Origin of the sequence: Chroococcidiopsis sp. SAG 2025 (genome assembly GCF_032860985.1) — a bacterium.
GTDB lineage: Bacteria > Cyanobacteriota > Cyanobacteriia > Cyanobacteriales > Chroococcidiopsidaceae > Chroococcidiopsis.
Genome location: NZ_JAOCNC010000001.1, coordinates 2,245,511 through 2,262,986, shown reverse-complemented (window position 1 = coordinate 2,262,986; position 17,476 = coordinate 2,245,511). Strand labels below are relative to the sequence as shown.

Sequence of the window (17,476 nt, the reverse complement as noted above, 5' to 3'; positions counted from 1 at the left end):
GGGCGGGTTGGGAGTAGCAATTGAACGCTGCAAAGCGATATAAACCCACCCCTACAAGAACGACATCGATCTGGACTAAAAGGAGTACACCATGAAAATCAATTCCTATCTCACGTTCAACGGCAATTGTGAAGCAGCTTTCAAGTTCTATCAGCAATGTCTCGGCGGCGAAATTACCATGATGCTAACTCACGGGGAAGCACCCTCGGCAGAGCATGTCTCCCCTGAATGGCACGACAAAATTATGCACGCTTGCCTCGAAGTGGGCGATCGCCTCCTGATGGGGTCTGACAGTCCGCCTGAGTATTTTGAAACACCCCAAGGCTTCTACGTGCAGATTAGCGTTGCCGAACCAGCCGAGGCAGAACGAATTTTTCACGCTCTAGCAGAAAATGGCAAGGTGAAGATGCCGCTCGAACAAACATTTTGGTCTGCCCGCTTTGGGATGTTGATTGACCAGTTCGGCACGCCGTGGATGGTCAACTGCGAGCAGACGACTTGAACCTTCGCCATCTCCCTTAAGCTGACAGTGGCTAAACTCAAACGCTACATCGACGGAGATTCACAAATGAAGAAGACATACGTTGGAAGCTGTCACTGTGGTGCAGTTCGCTATGAAGCAGATATCGATCTGAGCCAAGGTACTTTCAAATGCAATTGCTCGATCTGCACTAAGACGAGAACCTGGCTCACCACAGTCAAACCAGATGCTTTTCGGCTACTTGCAGGCAAGACTGAATTAACTGAGTATCAGTTCAACACGCAGACTATTCACCATTTATTCTGCAAACACTGTGGGGTGCGATCGTTTGGATGGGGGGATACGCCAGAAGGCGGCAAGTTCTATGCCGTTCATGTCGCCTGCCTCAATAATGTGGATATTGACGAACTCGTGGGTGCGCCGATTACTTATATCGATGGGCGTAACGATAATTTTCAGTCCCCGCCGACCGAGACGCGACACCTTTAAGCCAACTTCAATGTGTTTCGGATCTCTTTCTTAAGCAAAGAGCTTGTCAAGCAGCAGAGGAAAAATAATAGTATTTATGTACTATTTTAAGCTTTGAATTTCCATCGTTTCGCGCGATCGCATTTCCTAAGAATTCAACAAAAGGAGCTAAAACAATGGAGACCACCAAAACCCAACAGGACTCAACCATGAATACAGAACCACAAAAGGAACATCTGTGGCTGCAAAAACTCGTCGGGGAGTGGACGTATGAGATTGAGGTCAAGATGGGAGCGGATCGACCTGCCGAAAAATCGACGGGAACTGAGAGCGTGCGATCGCGGGCGCGGACTCTGGATTTTAGCTGAAGCACAGGGCGAGATGCCTGGCTGCGGTCGCGCTACCACTCTGATGACTCTCGGCTATGACCCGCAGCAGCAGCGGTACGTGGGGACGTGGATCGGGTCGATGATGACCTATCTGTGGGTGTACGACGGCGAATTGGACGCGGCCCAAAGGGTGCTAACGCTCAACTCCGACGGACCGGCGATGACTAGCAACGAGAAGATGGCAAAGTACAGAGACGCGATCGAGTTCAAGAGCGACGATCGCCGAGTCATGACCTCGCATGTGTTAGGTGATGACGGGCAATGGCATCACTTCATGACCGTAAACTATTGGCGGAAACAATAACAGAAAGCCAAGCTTGAACCGAGACTAGCAACGGTACGACCAGAAGCATAGTACTTGCTTCCCGCTCCGTTGCTGATTTCGAGGGAGTGGTGATGAGTAACTTGAGGGCGATTAGCATTGACGTATAGATTTGGACGATGCCACAAGTAGTTGCCCAGTTGATTCCATTTGAGCAAGACCGCGATCGTGCTGCCTACAACCTCGAGTATGCTCAATTGATATGTTGACAGTCGCTAATACCGCCAGATGAGTCGCGCTCCAAACGCTATACTGCTATGACAATAGCACTTATATTGTCGGAGCTGACATAGCTCGTATTTTGGCGAAAACATTTGGTGTTTACCTCAGTAGAGTGTGTGATGCTGCGATCGCGCACTTAATAGCTTTATAACAAGATCGCTCGATCGCTTTGGTAAACTTAACATCTAGTTTTTTACCTGGTTGTATACCAAGTCTATTAGCACTGCCTGCTGGTAGCTCTAAGACGTAGCTGACTGGTTTGACGGAATCGTAAATCGGGCAACTTTTCCATCGCGGACAGGGAGGAGCATTTTTGACTAAGGACGCAACTATACCATTCCGAATGAAAATGATATCCAGTGGCACTAACACATCTTTCATCCACAGTTTGACTGGTTTGGGTTTGCTGACCACAAAAAGCATACCGCGATCTAGCGGTAGGGAGGAGCGAGACCTCAGACCAGCAACCACTTGTTCTGGCGTTCGTGCCACCTCAAGTGAGATCTTTCGCGCTAGCATCGGCAGGTGAGCTTCGATGGGTAGTTGTTGTGCTGGGGGAGGAATCAAGGCAAAAGCAACCGGAACGACAGCAACGAGAATACCTGCGACTGGTCCAATACAGTTGAGAATTTTCAGGTAAATTTCATCGGCGCTGCACTTGCCTACCTGACGGGAGCTGTGGCTAGCAGCAGAGTTTTCTTTCATAGCGTTTAAAGATTGAGAAGCAAATCGCGATCGCCCTTGTAGCACGTACTGCGAATATCCGCGATGCATCGGGAGCGAGTGCTGAGGAGAATCGGTGCTACCTAAAGATCTCGACATTACCGTTGGCATAAATACTGTCGTCAGTAGGAGAAGAAGGAAGTCCTTGAATATCTGCTTTGTTACGCATGGACTCTACTCTGTCTGCTTCCCTAATCGCCAAAGGATTCATCTGCTTGCGCTCGGACAGCAGTGCTTCAACTGTGAGTTCTAGTTGAGGTTGACAATTCTGATTGATTTCACCACTGGCTAGCATTTCGTAGAAAGTAGTGGCTGCTGCTCTTTCTACAATTGTCTGGATTTCTGCACCCACGCATCTATTTGTTGCTTTGAGCAGTCGCCGCCATTCGGCTTCAGTAAAGGGATCGCCACCATTGCGGAAGCGGCAATCGAATCGGGCAGCGTGCAGCTTGAAAATAGCGTGGCGTTCGCCGTTGTTGGGCAAGTCTACTTTGTAGATATAGTCGAATCTGCCAGCACGGGTAAGTTCTGGGGGCAACCATTCCATGCGGTTGACGCTAGCAATGACCACCACATCACTCGTGCGCTCTTGCATCCAAGTCAACAGCTGACCTGCTAGCCGTCTCGATAGGTCGTCGTCTCCGGCAAATCCCTTATCTAGGTCGTCGAAGTAGACAACGATTTGGTTGAGGCGATCGGCAAGCTTGAGCAACTTTTGCAACTTAACTTCGGCGCGATCGCCCTCACTTCTGAAATTTCCCCAATCAACCAAGACTAGCGGTACTCCCATAATTTGAGCGCAGACTTTTGCTGCATGAGATTTACCAGTCCCAGGTGGTCCGACAAACATCACACCTTTTGGCACTTTCAAGTTATACTGTCTAGCTGCTGGCGATAGCAAAACTTTGAACTTTTGAAATGCTTCTTGCATCAGTTCCAATCCTCCAAGCTTGACTTTTGGAGGTGGAACGAACTCGACATTATAAAGTTTGTTCAATAAATCTATTTTATATTCGAGTAGTTGTTTAGTTGCTTGTTTGACAATTTGTTCTCTGGTACTTGCAGTTAGCTCTAAGTTAAATTCTTTGTTTAAAGATGCTAAACCACGTATTATATCCGATGCGTACAATCCTATACCTGCTCTAGCAATCTCTGACCAATCTTTTTTTTCTAAACTGACTGGAAAGAATTGGCTATGCCTGAGTACGCTTATAATCTCGTCAATCTCAGGTAACTCATGAGAAATTGTGGGGATTTCGCCTACTATGTCTTTAGAAAGGCTAGCGGAATCTCCTAACAGTACTAGAGTTTTCCTTGCTCTATCGTTATAAAGCTTTAGGTTTAACAGAGATGATTTTAGCCATTCTGACATCAATAAAAAATCTGTGTGTTTCGCCACATTCTCCGATTGCAGCCAAGGATAAATGTTTTCAACGACTAATATTCCATTTTCTAACTGCGTTTGCCAAAAATAAAAAACATTTGCATACTCTTCTCTTTTTTGCCCAGTAATAATAGGCTGATAACCATCAAAATTCTGAGTAGCTAGATTTCCCTCAACAGAAATGCTAATTTTCTTAACTGCACTTTCTCCCAAATTCCACAGATAGCAGTTTTTACCTAGTTTGTGACAAATTTGAGCAGCACCTAGAAAAAAGCGCAGCCGTTCCTGAAATGGTGACTCGCAAGCAACAAGTGGACTATTGTTGATGATATGCTCTTCAAGAGCGTGAAATATATTCGACTGCATGTAAGGAAAGGTTAACTATTGTAATTTTATTCAAATCGTAGATTAACTGGCGCAATATAGGCATCTAACAAGTTTTCGATCTTTTTGCTGCATTTATATCAGAAGAATGCTATAGAAAAAGTCAATGCCATAGCAACACTCTCTATTCTGGATACAGAAAGTATGACTTCCCCTAACTGCGAGGGGAAGTTTTCAACCTCTAACTTTGGGAGTATTTGACTTTAGTACGAGAGGATTGAAATTTGAAGCGCACTTGTTTTCCAATTTGAATCTCAGCAAAGCTGCTGACATCTCTCCCAGATTTATGAGCATCAAGAATAGCTTGAAGATCTAGTCTAGATTTTAATTCTTGCACTCGAAATTCATCTGGAAGCTGGGGATGATCGGCAGCTACTTTAGGTATAACTTTGGGGTGATTATCCCTAATTTCAATTTCTCTTTCTTTACCGATATTGCGTTTTGGAATTAATCCTCGCTCGTGCAACCACAGCAGTCCTTGCTTGATACCTGCTAACTGAGCTTCCTTTCTGGCAATGAATTGTTCGTGTAGCTCTATAACTGCAACCAGGCGTTTTTTGGCAGTATCAATTTCAACTTTTAGATAATCTACTATCCAAGCAACGTTGTCAATTTTGGATTCAGTTGCTTCTTGAACTTGCCACAGTTGTTTGACTAAGTTTTCGACGTTTTCAGCTCCTGACTCTGAAGCGTCTTCTATCTTGTTACACAACAAAGCAGCTTCTACGGATAGCTCTCGAAGCGATCGCGCGGTAATATCTTTGGGTTTTGTATCTACCCGATCTGTATTATTTGTCTTATCTTGTTTCATAAGATTTCCAAGCTGGTATTATCTATCTACCTGTATCGATCTGCGTTGATATTTGTAGGGATTTTTCATCAGTGCCGATCGAACAATTTTCTTAGTAAGTAGCTAGGCAGATTTAAACATAAAACGTTCCAGTGTCCATCCCCCTTGTTGACTTCGATTCTCCATGCCCTCAATCATGGCATTCGCTAAATCATACTCGTTATCAAAAATCCTTCCGGCTATTTCATGGGTTTTGAGTTGATGCCACTGCGCTTCAATCAGATTCATATGTGAACTGTATTGGGGGAGAAAAAAGAGATATAGCCCTTTCGACTGCCACTGCTGCCAGTGCTCACGGGCAAGATGACTGGTATGAGCCGAACCATTATCTTGCACCACGACTGTGAGCCGTCCGGTTTGTAGCAATGTCTGCTCACTCTTTTGGGCAAGGAGCGTTCATCACTTTAACATAGCGTTCCTTGTGGAAACTGCCTTGTACCAGAGCATAGTCAAACGACTGCTCTGGTTGCCATATCCCTAGAATACTAATGCGGTCTCCATAGGATTTGACCTGCTCTTCGGTGTTTCTGCTCTCCAATGCGAGAGTAACTATAACTCAGATCTTGCAGCATTCTCGATAAGCAAGAATGGGTAAAGGTTTGAGGATAATTTCAAAATCGAATTGTGCAGCAATGTCAGCATTGACTCGGATGAACCGCAGCAATTGTAACCACAGAACCGAGGGAAACAGTACAGTTAATGCCAAATCACTGGCAGCTTTCCAATCCAGGACAGGAGGTAGTGACCATTGGTCAATCCAATGCGCCAATAGATAGGCAATTAGCGCTCTTGATGAGCCAGCGATAGACACCAAGTTTCGTAGTTTGCCCAAAGCGATGCAGCCCAAAACGATGTTTGCTCGTTTTGAAAAAGCCCTCAATGCAAGAGCGCTTACGTCCTAGCCGCACCAGATAAATGCCAGAGTAAGGATGGGTAGAAACGACAAAGCGCAGTTCTCGCTTGCCTTCGGCTCGTTTGAGCCAGAACCAGGACACCGTCAGTGGCTGTGTGTCTCCCGCTAAATACACCTGTTGTCCACGGTTGGCATGGCGATACAGTTGCTTTAGATGACGACCGTCCTGCATTTTGCGATTGCAGCGCATCCCCACGACTGCTCGCCACGACTGCTTTCGCACTGCTTTGAGAAACTCTACGGTGCCAAACTCCGTATCTGCCTGTACAATGACCACCCTGCCCTGACTCAACTGGGTTGGAACCGTTGCCAACAACTTGCAGGCTAATTGTACTGGGCGCTTGATAGCCTTTGCCCCGCCAGACCCGAAAGCTCCAAGGCACTCGCCACTCACCCACCACCAGGTACAATACTACTAAATGTAATCCCCGCTTACCGTTAAGTATTCTCACCCAGGGGTCAGGTGCCTTGGGGTCATTCGTCGGCGTACTCAACTGCAAAAACTTGCCGCACTTTTCGAATGTCGTTAGATCGATCAACACTCGCAAAGGAGTGCTTGGATGAGGGGGATGAGCGGTCACTTGCTGCAACACCATTTGACGAGTCGTGCGAATCACGCTACGAGTAGACCAATTGTAGTGATTCAAAAATCGACTCAATGAAGAAGCGGATTTCACCTGGGTGTGCTGGGGTAAAGGATATCCTTGAGCTTCAAGAAACAGCCCGAACAGGGCGTTTAGACTGGCTTTCTGGTATGTGCTAGGCATTAAGCAAAGAAGGCTATAGACTAGCCCTTGGGCGTATTCGACGATGGTTTCCATAATCGTCAACTCAAATTATTCCTACGCCCTTTCTTCCAGATTTTGGCTCTTTTGGCAACCCTTTATTGAGAATGGTGCAAGATCTCAGATAACTGACTGGACTTTCCAGACAACATCCCGATTCGTCAAGATACTTCAGGTCAATGTACCCTTCACAGGCAGCTAGTTGGAGTGTGTCTAAGTCGGCTTGCTTGAGTGCTTTGTACTCAGGATCTTGTCTGCCCCGTTGCGAGTGTCGAGTCCGCTTCCAACTAAAGCCCTTTTTTTTAGAATGCGGCGAATCCGGTCAGCACTTAGGTTTACCTGTCGTTCTTGCTCTAGCTTCTGGGCTAGCTGTTGACTATTATAGGTTCTGGCTTCTTGCTCTAGGCATTGTTCTAGGTAGGCCATGTCTGCTTCTTGCCATTTGGCTTTAGCTCCTCGTCCACTAGCATCCCATAATCCACCTAACCCTTGCTGCTGCCAACGGCGGATGGTTTCGCGCACTGTCTGCTCTTGGCACTCAAAAATTTCGGCAATCGCTGGCACTACCCATCCTTGAGCATTGAGTCGAAGCATTTGTGCTCGATCTCGGGTACGTTGAGCAACGGTTTTGGCAACCCGAAGTTCACTCAACGTCCGGTCTTCTGACTCTGTCAAAACGATACGTAAAGGAGCAGGCATGAGTGGTCAAAATCAGCAAGTTTTTGGCTTTTCTCTATCTTACGTTTAATTATGCCCTACTACTTATTGGCTGTAGGTAAGGTGATAGTAATCGTGTCGTTCTAGCGCCTTTTTTGCTTCAATTTCTAAGCAAGCTATTTCTTCAGTAGATGTAGTTTGTGTTTCTTGTTCTGCTGGTGAATCAGCCACTGTCTGAGTTTTGAGTGTTTCTCTAGAATTGGATAGCTGCGTCGTCATAGCTGCACTGCACGAAAATTAACATCAGTGCAATAGGTGCAAAGCACTTGTACGTTGTTTCTAAAGTGTTGGCAGTAGTTGAGGAGATACTAACGAATTTAGGAGCAAGATTTTGTCACGCCTTATCCATAAATATCTGTTTGTGTGTCAGTCATAAATAAAAAACTTGTAACTTGCCATTTTCGAGATCCGTGGTGCAGAAGGGCGAAGCTTTTAAACACGGACAGCACTCAAAGAACGCGATCGCAATGCTCGTTTGACCAAAACTATCTCTGTATGGCAGAGGTAACATACAAACCTTGATGAAATTTAAGCACAACGCATAAAGAGTGAATTTAAGCAGTTGCCATGACTGCTAAACCAGCTCACCTTAATTTAAGGTGAGCGACCGGAGACCGAAGCAACACCCGATCGAGGCATTGCAGTATATCCAACCTCTGCTCCACAGAGCCTTTCAAGTTAAACTGTGAATTAGGGAATGTTAGTTACTTTAGTAGCAATGCCATATTAATTCCTTGACTTGGAAAGACGCAATATGACTGTGACTACTGCTAAGTGGGCGCTAGAAGACTATCATCGCATGATTGAAGTCGGTCTGTTAGAAGGTCGCCATGTTGAGCTATTAAACGGAGAGATCGTTGAAATGCCTCCAGAGGGTCCGGAACACGCCCAGCAAAGTACTGATACAGCTGATTACTTAAGGAGATTGCTAGGCGACCAAGCCCTAGTGCGCGATGCCAAACCAGTGACGTTGCCTAACAGCCGTTCGGAGCCAGAACCTGACTTGGCGCTCGTGCAACCACTCCGCGCCCTTTACCACACCCGTCATCCGTATCCTGAAAATATTTTTTGGCTAGTTGAGTATGCTAACACAAGCCTCAACAAAGATTTAGATGCCAAGCGAAAAACTTACGCTTGGGCAGAGATTCAAGAATACTGGGTTGTGGACTTGAAGCATCGACAGCTCAAGGTGTTTCGCACACCTTGCGAGGGTGACTACACGTCAGAAGAAACTCTCACAGTGGGAGAAATTAGTCCAGTAGCATTTCCTGACGTTATAATTTCAGTACATTTATTGTTCGGCGGCGGCAACCCTGTAGCAGACCCTCTCGTCTAATCCACGACATCTTCGGATCGGCGCAAAGGTTAGTTCCCTTTTGTATAGCATTCGCGGCTGAGCGGCAGCCCTAGGTGAACGTTCTTCGACTTGGAGGAACTTCGTATGACAAGCGACGATCGCAGCAATAAAGTGGAGACAGGCATGGTGCCGGAAGTCGCTAACTCTGGGATCGTGCGACCGCCTTTTGTCTACCTGGGCGCGATCGCCTTAGGTCTGTTGTTGCATTTCGCGCGGTCAGTTCCGCTCGTGCCTCGTGCCGTGAGCAGGCCACTCGGAGGCATTGTAGTGCTTGTCGCCGTCGCTCTGTTCCTCTGGGCTGTTCGCACGTTTGGGACCGCTGGCACGCCCGTTCCAGGCAATCGTCCCACCACCACGATCGTACACACGGGTCCCTATAGATACAGCCGCAATCCCATCTATCTGTCTTTCTCGCTGCTCCAGCTCGGTGTCGCATTCTGGGTTAACAGTCTTTGGCTACTCGTTACCCTCATGCCAGCGGTAGCGCTGATGTCGTTCGTGGTCATCCCGCGAGAGGAGCACTACCTGGAAACCCGCTTCCCGTCGGACTACTTACCCTATAAGACTTCTGTGCGTCGCTGGCTATAGACAGCCGCCGAGCAAGGGCATGGAGCTGACACGCAGGAGCGCACATCTCATCGCTGGTGTGCTTGTACGCGATCGCAACATTTGTCGTAAACTGCTTCCATTACACTCATTTGTCGTAAACTGCTTCCATTGCACTTAACACTTGCTTTTGCCTTGGGGTGAACCAAGGTCGGCGGCAGAGAAATTCGATTTGTGCCTCATCAATCGGATCTAGCTGACACTCCATCAGTCGCTCAATGCGCTCGTAAATTTCCTTAATTTCTGCTTGAGTCTGTCGCGAATCAATCGGTTTCATATTTTCCTGTTTCACTTCCAAAGCTCCGTTGGGTCGTGCATCAGGAAAGTGTGGAATTGATATTATACAGGTGAAGAAAATCACTCCTGTTCTAAGAAGCAATGCCTTGTCCCCTATGCAGTCACGATAAGACTTATAAACACGGTAAAACGAGTAAGGGTAGCCAACGACTACCGTTGTCCCAACTGCAAGCAAACATTCACCGATACTTTTGACACGATTTACTATCGGCGGCAAGTAAGTCAGGAGGAAGTACGGATAGTCTTGCAGTCGCATTGCGAAGGAACTAGTTTACGTGGTATTAGTCGCAAAGCGCGGACTGTCCTACAACACTGGAGTCAGCTTGATTCGAGCTGCCAGTCAAAAAGCACAACTAGTTCACAATGGCGAAGTCTCTTCTGTTGATACGGATGCCATCGCTGCCGACGCTTAGGTGGTCATTTGTCCAAAAAAACAAAAGCACTGCCTACCTGAAGAACTGGAAGCCGGAGACTGTTGGATAGCTTTGAGTTTAGCCCAGTTAAATGGCTTAATTTTATGTGGTCGGGTAGGCAAGCGTACCGACTCCTTAGCAATTGAGTTAGTGACTAGTACCCAAGGCAGGACTGATTGTAAGGAATGGCATACCGATGGCTGGTCAGGGTATGAGCGAGTGTTGTGCATAGACGATGAAGTAGAGCACTACATTGGTAAAATTTTGACACAACGATTAGAGCGTACTAATGGTTCCCTTCGGCAACAGACAGGGCGTTGGCATCGACGACAAAACAAATTTGGCAAGGTTTGGGAGCAGACAAAAGTCACATTGCGTTTGGTCATCAGCTACTTTAATTGGATTTGGGTGCATTCTCGTTTAGGAACCACAGCCGCGTGAGCGTGCAGACTTAACCTCACAATCTTGGACTTGGCAAGATATTGCAACTTATTCCACGCTTTGCTGAGGCACTATCATTATATTACAGTTGTAGATAAATAGAAGAATGAATTCGCTTTTGGTAATGGTAGTAACGAGCAGTAGCTTGATGAGATCTGCGCCAATAAGACCAACGCAAAACGTGTTCAAGACACCAGAATGTGGGAAACAAGAATCGAGATACCCACCGCTTCATCTCCCAGATACTTAGTCGGACAATAAACCTCGTGCCGCTTTGAACGCAGTTAGACTGCCAGTTGTTACTAGAGGTAAAGGGGGGGTAGAGGAGTGAATAGCAGGCTCACAAGAGTGTCGTAAGACGGTGAGAAATATTTGAGCAGCCAGGACGAGGGTGATGTGTCGATGCCAACCATGCCAGGAACGAACTTCGTACTCTCCTAAACCTAGCTGGTCTTTAGCAAATTTAAAGCACTCCTCAATCCGCCACCTTTGCCCGGCGATTTGAACCATCGTTTCTAGGGTAGTATCGCTCTTAGCAAATACTTGATAGTAGCTGACGCGAGGATCTTCAGGGTGTTCTAGAGAGCGGCGGAACAATAACCAACGTTGAAAACCATCTGATCTGTCACAATTAACTGGCACTTTCGCCCAGTCATAGTATCTTTCTCCCTTACTGCCAGCTCCACAGCTAAGACGTTGCCACAGCTGGCTGTCCGGCTGAGGTAACAGTTCTTGGGCTTGATAACGTTGCCAGCCAATAACTACAGGCTGCTTCTTGCTGACCGTGAGTATATACGGTTGTTTAGCAGTCTTTTCCAGCCACCACCACAATGAACCATCGTTGCCATAAACCTCATCAGCAACAAACCAGGCGGGACGTATTCCGTCTTTAAAAGCTGATTCCAACATCTGTTGTGCTAGTTGAGGTTTAGTCGCAAATGTGATTGATTTTGGAACTGCTCCCTTCTTACGTTTGCTTTGATCTTCACTCCATGTGCGCGGTAGATACAAACGGCGATCGATCAACGTATGTCCTTTGTCGCTAATGTAGGACATGAACACACCTACCTGGCAATTCTCCAAATGTCCAGTTGTGCCATAATACTGCACCTGTACGCCTACTGACTGCTCTCCTTGCTTCAGAAAACCTGTTTCATCAATTGCCAAAATATCTGTTTCACTCTTCAAATGCTCCACTGCATACTTTCTAATTTCTGCACACACTGCGTCCGCGTTCCACTGCGCCCGTCCTAGTAAATGTTGGAAGCGATAGGGATTGCTATACCCTACCTGTTCTGCCATTTGCCATCCATTCTTCCGCTCAACTGGGCTTAGTAGTGCCTGGATATAGTCATACGCTGCAAGACGTGCTTCAGAACGAGCGAAGTGCTTTCCCAGTTTTTGCTGAAACGCTTTCAATCTACTGCTCCATTGGGAGAGCGCTTCTAATGCAACACCTGTTAAAAACACGTTGGATGTATCAAGCATTGCTAAACTGTATTTCCTTACAAATCTAGTTTAGCTTATCTACAACTGTAATACATTAAATCTTATCCTAATGGGACTTTAAAACTTTCTAAGCCCAAATATAGCCGAACTTAGCTCTGTGAGAGGCAAATACATCAACATGCTCATTAAGTCAGCGGACCAAACGAAACTCGACTGCGGTGCGGAATGCCTCCAATGCTTCGGCAAAGGTTTGTAAGGGTTTGGTTGCCCAACGTCTGCGGAATCCGCCGGTCAACTGATGCCAAAGGATGAAGGTGTAAGCGATGAACACTAAAACCCAATGACGCTTCATACTCAGAGCATCCCGAACTTGATACTCACTCAAACCCAACCAGCCCTTGGCTTCTCGATAGAAGACCTCCACCCAGTTGCGAGCAGAATATGTTTGAGCTACCCAAGCCGCACTGACTTGGTTGTCAGAGGCATTGGTGAGAAAGTAATCCACCTCCGTCGCTTGCTCGAAACTAGAGGCATTGAGTTGAATCGCCAGCCAGCGAGTGCCTTCGAGCTTCGGAACGTGAACTGGTAACAGCGCCACCCAAACTGTCCGGGGCTGCTCCAGATTGAGTTGCACAGGTGTGAACTGCTCCACTGCCAAGGTTTGAGCAATAGCTTCTAATCCCTGCTTACGAGCAGACTCATCACCTGATGTTTGAGCAGTAACTTGGCGGTTTTTGGCGATTGCTGCCACGTAAGTTAGGTTTCTCGACTCCAACTGCTTGAGAAAAGGCGTGTTATTACCGTAGCCTGCATCAATTACAGTCACACCCGGTCGATAACCGCGCTTCAAGCATTGGTCAACCAAGTCTAGAGCCAGGTCAGGTTTTTTCTGGAAGTTGGGGTCTGCCTTGCCTTGCTCGAATAAACTTGCGTGTTGATAGAGTGCAACATCTAACGGCAGACGTCGCACTCCATCATACAAGTAGGTAGTCAGCAGCACAATACCATTGTCAGTCTTGCCAATCTCCCCAATGTACTGCCGTCCTACCCCATCAGTAGCCGCACCACTTTTGCGATGTCCCGAATCATCTACAATCAATGTGAAACCTTGACTCGGGGTCGTCTGGCGACACTGGTGCATCACCTCCAACCGCCGATTATTTAGCTTGACTTCATCCCAAGGGGCATTGTTGAGAAAATGTCTGAGGCTGTTGTAGGAGCCATCTACTGTATTTGTGACCAGTTGGCTCAGGTTTTTGCGCTGACTCTCACCCAGCAGTCCCCCTAGATAAACACGAAATTCCTGCCGCTGCTTCTGACGCGAAAATACATCATCAAACCGACGACACCAGTTCTCAAAGCACTGCGGCATCGCTGCTGGTACTTGATCTTTCACCTTACGTTGCTCCTGTCGAGACTGACGTAAAACGCAACTCCTACCCGCATTCTAGCTCAATTTGCTCCATCTTTCTTACAAAGTCCCACTAACTACCAAAGCCTACGTTCTTACGGCACTATCGCCGCCTGATTCTGTCCGAAGTATTGTTACATCAGACATTTGAAATAACAGCGGCTCAACCTCCACCAACTGATTTAATTTCGGGACTGCTCGTTCTACTGATGCAGACGTTGAGACTCCCTGCAACAGCGAACCCACCTTGTTCAAGGCACGGCGAGGAGAGCAATTAGATTTGTAACTGCTAGATTCTAGAGTCAAGCTGCTGTCGCGTTGAACTTTTACCTGTAGTTCTGGTGCAGAGATTGGAGCTTTCAGCAACACTGGAGCTAGCTTTTCAAGCGTGCGTCGCGGGTAGCGAATAAACCGATAGCTACCGACGAAATATTTAGCCCGTTGCGGAGAATCTGCGATCGCCTGGGGAGGAATCGTCGCTTGCTGCACCGGATAATAGCGATCGAGAAATTGGCTGACGAGTTGTTCGCGCAGTTCATCCTGCTGGTTGTTGTAGGCAACAAAAAAGCCCAGATTTTGTTCGGGTAGTAAAAATAGTAAACTAGCAAACCCTGGATCTGTGCCTCCGTGTTCGATCGCGCGTAGATTGTTTTGCCGCCGTTCGGAAAAGCCATATGCCCAACCAGCCAAGCGGGAGTGGTGGGTGAAGTGGGAGGAGTGCATCTCAATCGCCGTCTTCTCCTCCAGAATTTTGCTCTCACCGTAGCGACCTTTTTGCAGGTGAGCAATCATAAAATGGGATAGATCGGTGGCAGTTGCCTTAAGTGCGCCAGCTGGTCCATCATTCACGTAGTAGGACGGTATTGGCTGGTAGCTACCGTGGAAATACTCGTAGCCTACAGCTAAGTCGGGCGCTAAATCGGGTGGCAGTGGTTGGAGAAAGCTGCTCTCGTGCATACCTAATGGTTGCAAGACGTTTTCATCAATATATTGGGCAAAGGGAAGACCGGAAATGACCTCGACTAAATACCCTGCTAGGGCTATTCCGTGGTTGGAATAGGCGATCGCTTTCCCTGGAGGCATGACACGAGGAGGCATCTGTTGTGCTAAATAATCTCCTAGCGGCAAGATCTCGGCTGGATTGCGGGCAGCCAAACCGATGAAACTTTCGTCAAACCCGCCAGTATGAGTTAGGAGATTGTCAAAAGTGACTGGAGCGGGATAATTTTCTTGGAGTTGAAAGCGTTTGAGATATTTATTTACGTCGTCGTGTAGGTTGAGTTGACCTTTTTCGGCTAGCTGCATCACAGCCGTAGTTGCAAACAGTTTAGAAACAGAAGCAAGGCGAAAGAGAGTTTTATCTGGATCGACAGCCACTTTCTTTTCCAAATCTGCATAGCCGTAGCCTTTGGTAAAAAAGACCTTGCCATCTTTCACTAGAGTAAATGTAACTCCAGGGATGTGTAAATTTGCCATCTGTTGGGCAAAGAAGTTATCCAAAAAGGCTTCTAGCTCCTGTGGGTCGCTTAGTCCTTGGCGGTGAGTCACAGAAAATGCAACCTGCGGCGGCTCGGTTGTTAACGCTCCTGCTAAACAAGGTGGTACAGACAGCAGCAAGATTAGAGCTAAACTAGCTAGCCCACCAATTAGACGCTTTACCCAACTCAAACTTACACCGATTGACTTCATTTTAGTAAGACTCGCGCTCGCCATTCATTACCTGCAAAGCATGAGATGCCGTTTCAAGTACATTCGTCCACTCTGGACAACTGATATATTCTTTATCGGCAGCACCAATTCCGTTTGCCTGATAGCGGTTTGCAATTGAATGGATTAAGGTAGGAAAAGGAGAAGATCCTGATGAAACGGTAAGATGAAGCCATACTCAACAGATTTACGCTGGAAAATTATTGAAGCTAAGCACAAGACTAACGAATCAATTGGGCAACTAGCTGAGTGATTTGGGGTAAGTTATAGTTTTGTCAATCGGCTTTTAAAACCTTATGAAGCTTATTCAAGCGTAGAACCTAATACTCATGGAGGAGGAAAACCTCCCTTACCCAACTCTCGACAAATAGAAATACTAAACCAATTAGTCGAAGAAGATAACGATGCCGCCTTACAGGAGTTAAGCGATCGCTTAGCTGAAAAAACAGGTGTAAAAGCCAGTCTTTCTACAATTTGCCGCTTTTTACAAAGACTAGAGTTAACCAGAAAAAAAAAGACTCTACACGAGTCGCGAAGCACAATCTGAACGAGTGCAAAACTTGAAAAGCCAATATTGGAGAACTATTGGAGACGTTCAGCTCAAAGATTTGGTTTTTATTGATGAAAGGAGCGTTAATCTAGCTATGACTCGTTGTTACGGGCGAGCTAAAAAAGGTAAGCGAGCCTATAGTAAGTCTCCTTATAATCGCGGCCAGAATATCACCATGATTGGCGCAATTGCTACAACAGGATTTCTCGCTCATGCACGCATTTGAGGGATGGACAAACAAAGAAGCCTTTCTTACTTATGTCACGCAAGTACTTGTACCTGAGTTGTGGCTAGGAGCAACTGTGGGGAAGGGATAATTTACCTGCTCATAAAGCCGTAAAAGTTAGAGAAGCTATTGAATCTGTTGGAGCCAAAGTTAGATTTTTGTCTCCTTACTCTCCTGACTTTAATCCAATTGAGAACTGTTGGTCTAAACTCAAAGAATTTTTACGTACTCGGGAAGCTCGCACTTATCAAGAACTCGACTTTTCTATTAGTGAGGCTATTAATCTAATCACAGACAAAGACATAGTTAGTTGGTTTACTCACTGCTGTTATTATGTTCCACCCAATTGAAAAGTGCTATGAAAAATCAAATAAGGGGGTGTCGTCGTGAAACATCTTTTAGTCTTCGTCCATCAGCCCTTTGAGCAATTATGCTGCGGCTGCATCCGTCGAAGCCGTCAAACCAAGAGTATTAGGTACGAATGTCAGACGCGATCGCTGTCGTTCGTATTTAGCAATCAATCGCAGCAAAATCCGTTCTTCAAAGGTATCGTGTAAAAATAGATAATGCACCACAGGTTCTCGTTCTTGCCCGAAGCGATCGATCCTTCCATTACGCTGTTCTAAGCGGTTGGGATTGAAGGGTAGTTCTAAATGAATCAAATGGTGACAGCGTTGTTGCAAATTCAGCCCTTCTGCTGTAGCATCGGTACTCACCAAGACGAGGTTGGATTGGGTGCGGAACTTTTCGATGATTTCCTGGCGATCGCTTCGAACGGATAAAGCAGATCTAGCTCTTGTCCCCTCAGAGCGTTCTGGATGCAGCGCAGGCGGTAGAGAGTTTGCAACCCCAAACTATCTGAAGTCACTACTTCGAGAGCGCAGACCACGAGCTTCAACTTCTGTGCCAGGAAGTAAGTGCGTCATGCTACGTACTCGCTCGATACCTCGATCCAGAAGTTTTTGGCAAAGGTTTTTTGGCTGCTAACATTCATTTGTTGCAGTCTCTCCTCAATTTTATTTCTAGATATTTATTTGAACCTTATCGGTCGTCAAGTGCCGATGTAATCGGGAAAAACAAAGAATTAACTTAACTCAAAATCTATAATCTTCACAGAATATGAGCTGCAATTTAGCAAATTTACCGATGTCATTTATTGATACATCAACCTATTTTTTGAGTTTCTCAGTAGCTTTTGTATGGCGATTTTTTACCACAAAATCTTTTTAGACTAAATTACGTAGATGTGTCAAAAAGAGAAAGCCTTAGTATCGTATATATTGTCCGTGTAGTAATTTTAACCATGCTACACCATACCTACTATAACCAGCAATTGACGCTACAAATGATATTTTATATTTTGAGGGAATAGATAATTTAG

19 protein-coding genes and 3 pseudogenes are annotated in these 17,476 nt (G+C 46.3%); 8 read left to right on the top strand and 14 right to left on the bottom strand.

Translation table 11 applies throughout. From position 1 onward, the window contains the following. Positions 1 to 91: 91 nt before the first annotated feature. The 3 genes and pseudogenes from N4J56_RS10920 (at position 92) to N4J56_RS40940 (ending at position 1,642) form a co-directional block, all read left to right on the top strand. Positions 92 to 502, top strand: coding sequence for a VOC family protein (locus N4J56_RS10920; RefSeq protein WP_317106478.1), 411 nt, complete (start codon positions 92 to 94; stop codon positions 500 to 502). A 66-nt stretch (positions 503 to 568) separates the two neighbouring features. After that, positions 569 to 970, top strand: coding sequence for a GFA family protein (locus tag N4J56_RS10915; RefSeq protein WP_317106477.1), 402 nt, complete (start codon positions 569 to 571; stop codon positions 968 to 970). 155 nt (positions 971 to 1,125) lie between these two features. Beyond that, positions 1,126 to 1,642 (top strand): annotated as a pseudogene (locus N4J56_RS40940) (DUF1579 domain-containing protein). Here N4J56_RS40940 and N4J56_RS10900 read toward each other — a convergent pair. From N4J56_RS10900 to N4J56_RS10860, 9 genes are all read right to left on the bottom strand, one after another. Continuing rightward, on the bottom strand, positions 1,624 to 1,857 hold the full coding sequence (locus N4J56_RS10900) for a hypothetical protein (protein WP_317106474.1): 234 nt from the start codon (positions 1,855 to 1,857) through the stop codon (positions 1,624 to 1,626). The pseudogene N4J56_RS40940 and the gene N4J56_RS10900 sit on opposite strands and share 19 nt — an antisense overlap. A gap of 124 nt (positions 1,858 to 1,981) precedes the next feature. After that, positions 1,982 to 2,716 carry a DUF192 domain-containing protein gene (locus tag N4J56_RS10895; RefSeq protein ID WP_317106473.1) on the bottom strand — a complete coding sequence of 245 codons (735 nt, stop codon included), beginning with the start codon at positions 2,714 to 2,716 and terminating at the stop codon, positions 1,982 to 1,984. Beyond that, positions 2,685 to 4,355, bottom strand: coding sequence for an ATP-binding protein (locus N4J56_RS10890; protein ID WP_317106472.1), 1,671 nt, complete (start codon positions 4,353 to 4,355; stop codon positions 2,685 to 2,687). Before N4J56_RS10890 ends, N4J56_RS10895 begins: the two co-directional genes overlap by 32 nt. 199 nt (positions 4,356 to 4,554) lie before the next feature. Beyond that, the gene (locus N4J56_RS10885) at positions 4,555 to 5,184 is read right to left on the bottom strand and encodes a siphovirus Gp157 family protein (RefSeq protein ID WP_317106471.1); all 630 of its coding nucleotides are present in this window, start codon (positions 5,182 to 5,184) and stop codon (positions 4,555 to 4,557) included. Positions 5,185 to 5,286: 102 nt separating this feature from the next. Beyond that, positions 5,287 to 5,562, bottom strand: a complete 276-nt coding sequence (locus N4J56_RS10880; protein WP_317106470.1) for a transposase — start codon at positions 5,560 to 5,562, stop codon at positions 5,287 to 5,289. Positions 5,563 to 5,779: 217 nt separating this feature from the next. Continuing rightward, positions 5,780 to 5,929: a hypothetical protein gene (locus N4J56_RS10875; RefSeq protein ID WP_317106469.1), complete on the bottom strand. Its 150-nt coding sequence runs from the start codon at positions 5,927 to 5,929 to the stop codon at positions 5,780 to 5,782. Positions 5,930 to 5,975: 46 nt separating this feature from the next. Then, the gene (locus tag N4J56_RS10870; protein ID WP_317106468.1) at positions 5,976 to 6,449 is read right to left on the bottom strand and encodes a transposase; all 474 of its coding nucleotides are present in this window, start codon (positions 6,447 to 6,449) and stop codon (positions 5,976 to 5,978) included. Between the two features lie 685 nt (positions 6,450 to 7,134). After that, a complete protein-coding gene (locus N4J56_RS10865; RefSeq protein WP_317109052.1) occupies positions 7,135 to 7,620 on the bottom strand; it encodes a helix-turn-helix domain-containing protein in 486 nt (161 codons plus the stop codon). 63 nt (positions 7,621 to 7,683) lie between these two features. Further along, on the bottom strand, positions 7,684 to 7,857 hold the full coding sequence (locus N4J56_RS10860) for a hypothetical protein (protein ID WP_317106467.1): 174 nt from the start codon (positions 7,855 to 7,857) through the stop codon (positions 7,684 to 7,686). A 535-nt stretch (positions 7,858 to 8,392) separates the two neighbouring features. Between N4J56_RS10860 and N4J56_RS10855 the strand changes: the two genes are divergently transcribed. Together N4J56_RS10855 and N4J56_RS10850 are read left to right on the top strand one after the other, a co-directional pair. Next, entirely contained in the window at positions 8,393 to 8,974 is a 582-nt protein-coding gene (locus N4J56_RS10855; RefSeq protein WP_317106466.1) for a Uma2 family endonuclease, read from the top strand. 105 nt (positions 8,975 to 9,079) lie between these two features. Beyond that, positions 9,080 to 9,583 carry an isoprenylcysteine carboxylmethyltransferase family protein gene (locus N4J56_RS10850; protein ID WP_317106465.1) on the top strand — a complete coding sequence of 168 codons (504 nt, stop codon included), beginning with the start codon at positions 9,080 to 9,082 and terminating at the stop codon, positions 9,581 to 9,583. Positions 9,584 to 9,689: 106 nt separating this feature from the next. Here the strand turns inward: N4J56_RS10850 and N4J56_RS10845 are convergent, their stop codons facing one another. After that, positions 9,690 to 9,893, bottom strand: coding sequence for a hypothetical protein (locus N4J56_RS10845; RefSeq protein ID WP_317106464.1), 204 nt, complete (start codon positions 9,891 to 9,893; stop codon positions 9,690 to 9,692). Between the two features lie 86 nt (positions 9,894 to 9,979). Here N4J56_RS10845 and N4J56_RS10840 point away from each other — a divergent pair. Continuing rightward, positions 9,980 to 10,819 (top strand): annotated as a pseudogene (locus N4J56_RS10840) (IS1 family transposase). 179 nt (positions 10,820 to 10,998) lie between these two features. Here N4J56_RS10840 and N4J56_RS10835 read toward each other — a convergent pair. The 3 genes and pseudogenes from N4J56_RS10835 to N4J56_RS10825 form a co-directional block, all read right to left on the bottom strand. Further along, positions 10,999 to 12,240, bottom strand: a complete 1,242-nt coding sequence (locus N4J56_RS10835) for an IS701 family transposase (RefSeq protein WP_317104652.1) — start codon at positions 12,238 to 12,240, stop codon at positions 10,999 to 11,001. A gap of 88 nt (positions 12,241 to 12,328) precedes the next feature. Then, positions 12,329 to 13,597, bottom strand: a pseudogene (locus N4J56_RS10830) (IS701 family transposase). Positions 13,598 to 13,699: 102 nt separating this feature from the next. Next, positions 13,700 to 15,325 (bottom strand): serine hydrolase domain-containing protein, encoded by a 1,626-nt coding sequence (locus N4J56_RS10825; protein WP_317106463.1) that lies wholly within the window; start codon positions 15,323 to 15,325, stop codon positions 13,700 to 13,702. Between the two features lie 545 nt (positions 15,326 to 15,870). On the opposite strand from N4J56_RS10825, the gene N4J56_RS40935 reads away from it, so the two are divergent. Then, entirely contained in the window at positions 15,871 to 16,095 is a 225-nt protein-coding gene (locus N4J56_RS40935; protein WP_410500317.1) for a transposase, read from the top strand. Between the two features lie 74 nt (positions 16,096 to 16,169). Next, a complete protein-coding gene (locus tag N4J56_RS40930; RefSeq protein WP_410500473.1) occupies positions 16,170 to 16,445 on the top strand; it encodes a transposase in 276 nt (91 codons plus the stop codon). A gap of 78 nt (positions 16,446 to 16,523) precedes the next feature. On the opposite strand, the gene N4J56_RS10815 is transcribed toward N4J56_RS40930, so the two are convergent. Then, on the bottom strand, positions 16,524 to 16,919 hold the full coding sequence (locus tag N4J56_RS10815) for a helicase-related protein (RefSeq protein ID WP_317110605.1): 396 nt from the start codon (positions 16,917 to 16,919) through the stop codon (positions 16,524 to 16,526). Between the last annotated feature and the right edge of the window lie 557 nt (positions 16,920 to 17,476).

Coding starts and splice junctions, on each gene's coding strand:
- N4J56_RS10920 (WP_317106478.1), top strand. CDS start 92: ATGAAAATCAATTCCTATCTCACGTTCAACGGCAATTGTGAAGCAGCT.
- N4J56_RS10915 (WP_317106477.1), top strand. CDS start 569: ATGAAGAAGACATACGTTGGAAGCTGTCACTGTGGTGCAGTTCGCTAT.
- N4J56_RS10895 (WP_317106473.1), bottom strand. CDS start 2,716: ATGCCAACGGTAATGTCGAGATCTTTAGGTAGCACCGATTCTCCTCAG.
- N4J56_RS10890 (WP_317106472.1), bottom strand. CDS start 4,355: ATGCAGTCGAATATATTTCACGCTCTTGAAGAGCATATCATCAACAAT.
- N4J56_RS10885 (WP_317106471.1), bottom strand. CDS start 5,184: ATGAAACAAGATAAGACAAATAATACAGATCGGGTAGATACAAAACCC.
- N4J56_RS10865 (WP_317109052.1), bottom strand. CDS start 7,620: ATGCCTGCTCCTTTACGTATCGTTTTGACAGAGTCAGAAGACCGGACG.
- N4J56_RS10860 (WP_317106467.1), bottom strand. CDS start 7,857: ATGACGACGCAGCTATCCAATTCTAGAGAAACACTCAAAACTCAGACA.
- N4J56_RS10855 (WP_317106466.1), top strand. CDS start 8,393: ATGACTGTGACTACTGCTAAGTGGGCGCTAGAAGACTATCATCGCATG.
- N4J56_RS10850 (WP_317106465.1), top strand. CDS start 9,080: ATGACAAGCGACGATCGCAGCAATAAAGTGGAGACAGGCATGGTGCCG.
- N4J56_RS10835 (WP_317104652.1), bottom strand. CDS start 12,240: ATGCTTGATACATCCAACGTGTTTTTAACAGGTGTTGCATTAGAAGCG.
- N4J56_RS10825 (WP_317106463.1), bottom strand. CDS start 15,325: ATGGCGAGCGCGAGTCTTACTAAAATGAAGTCAATCGGTGTAAGTTTG.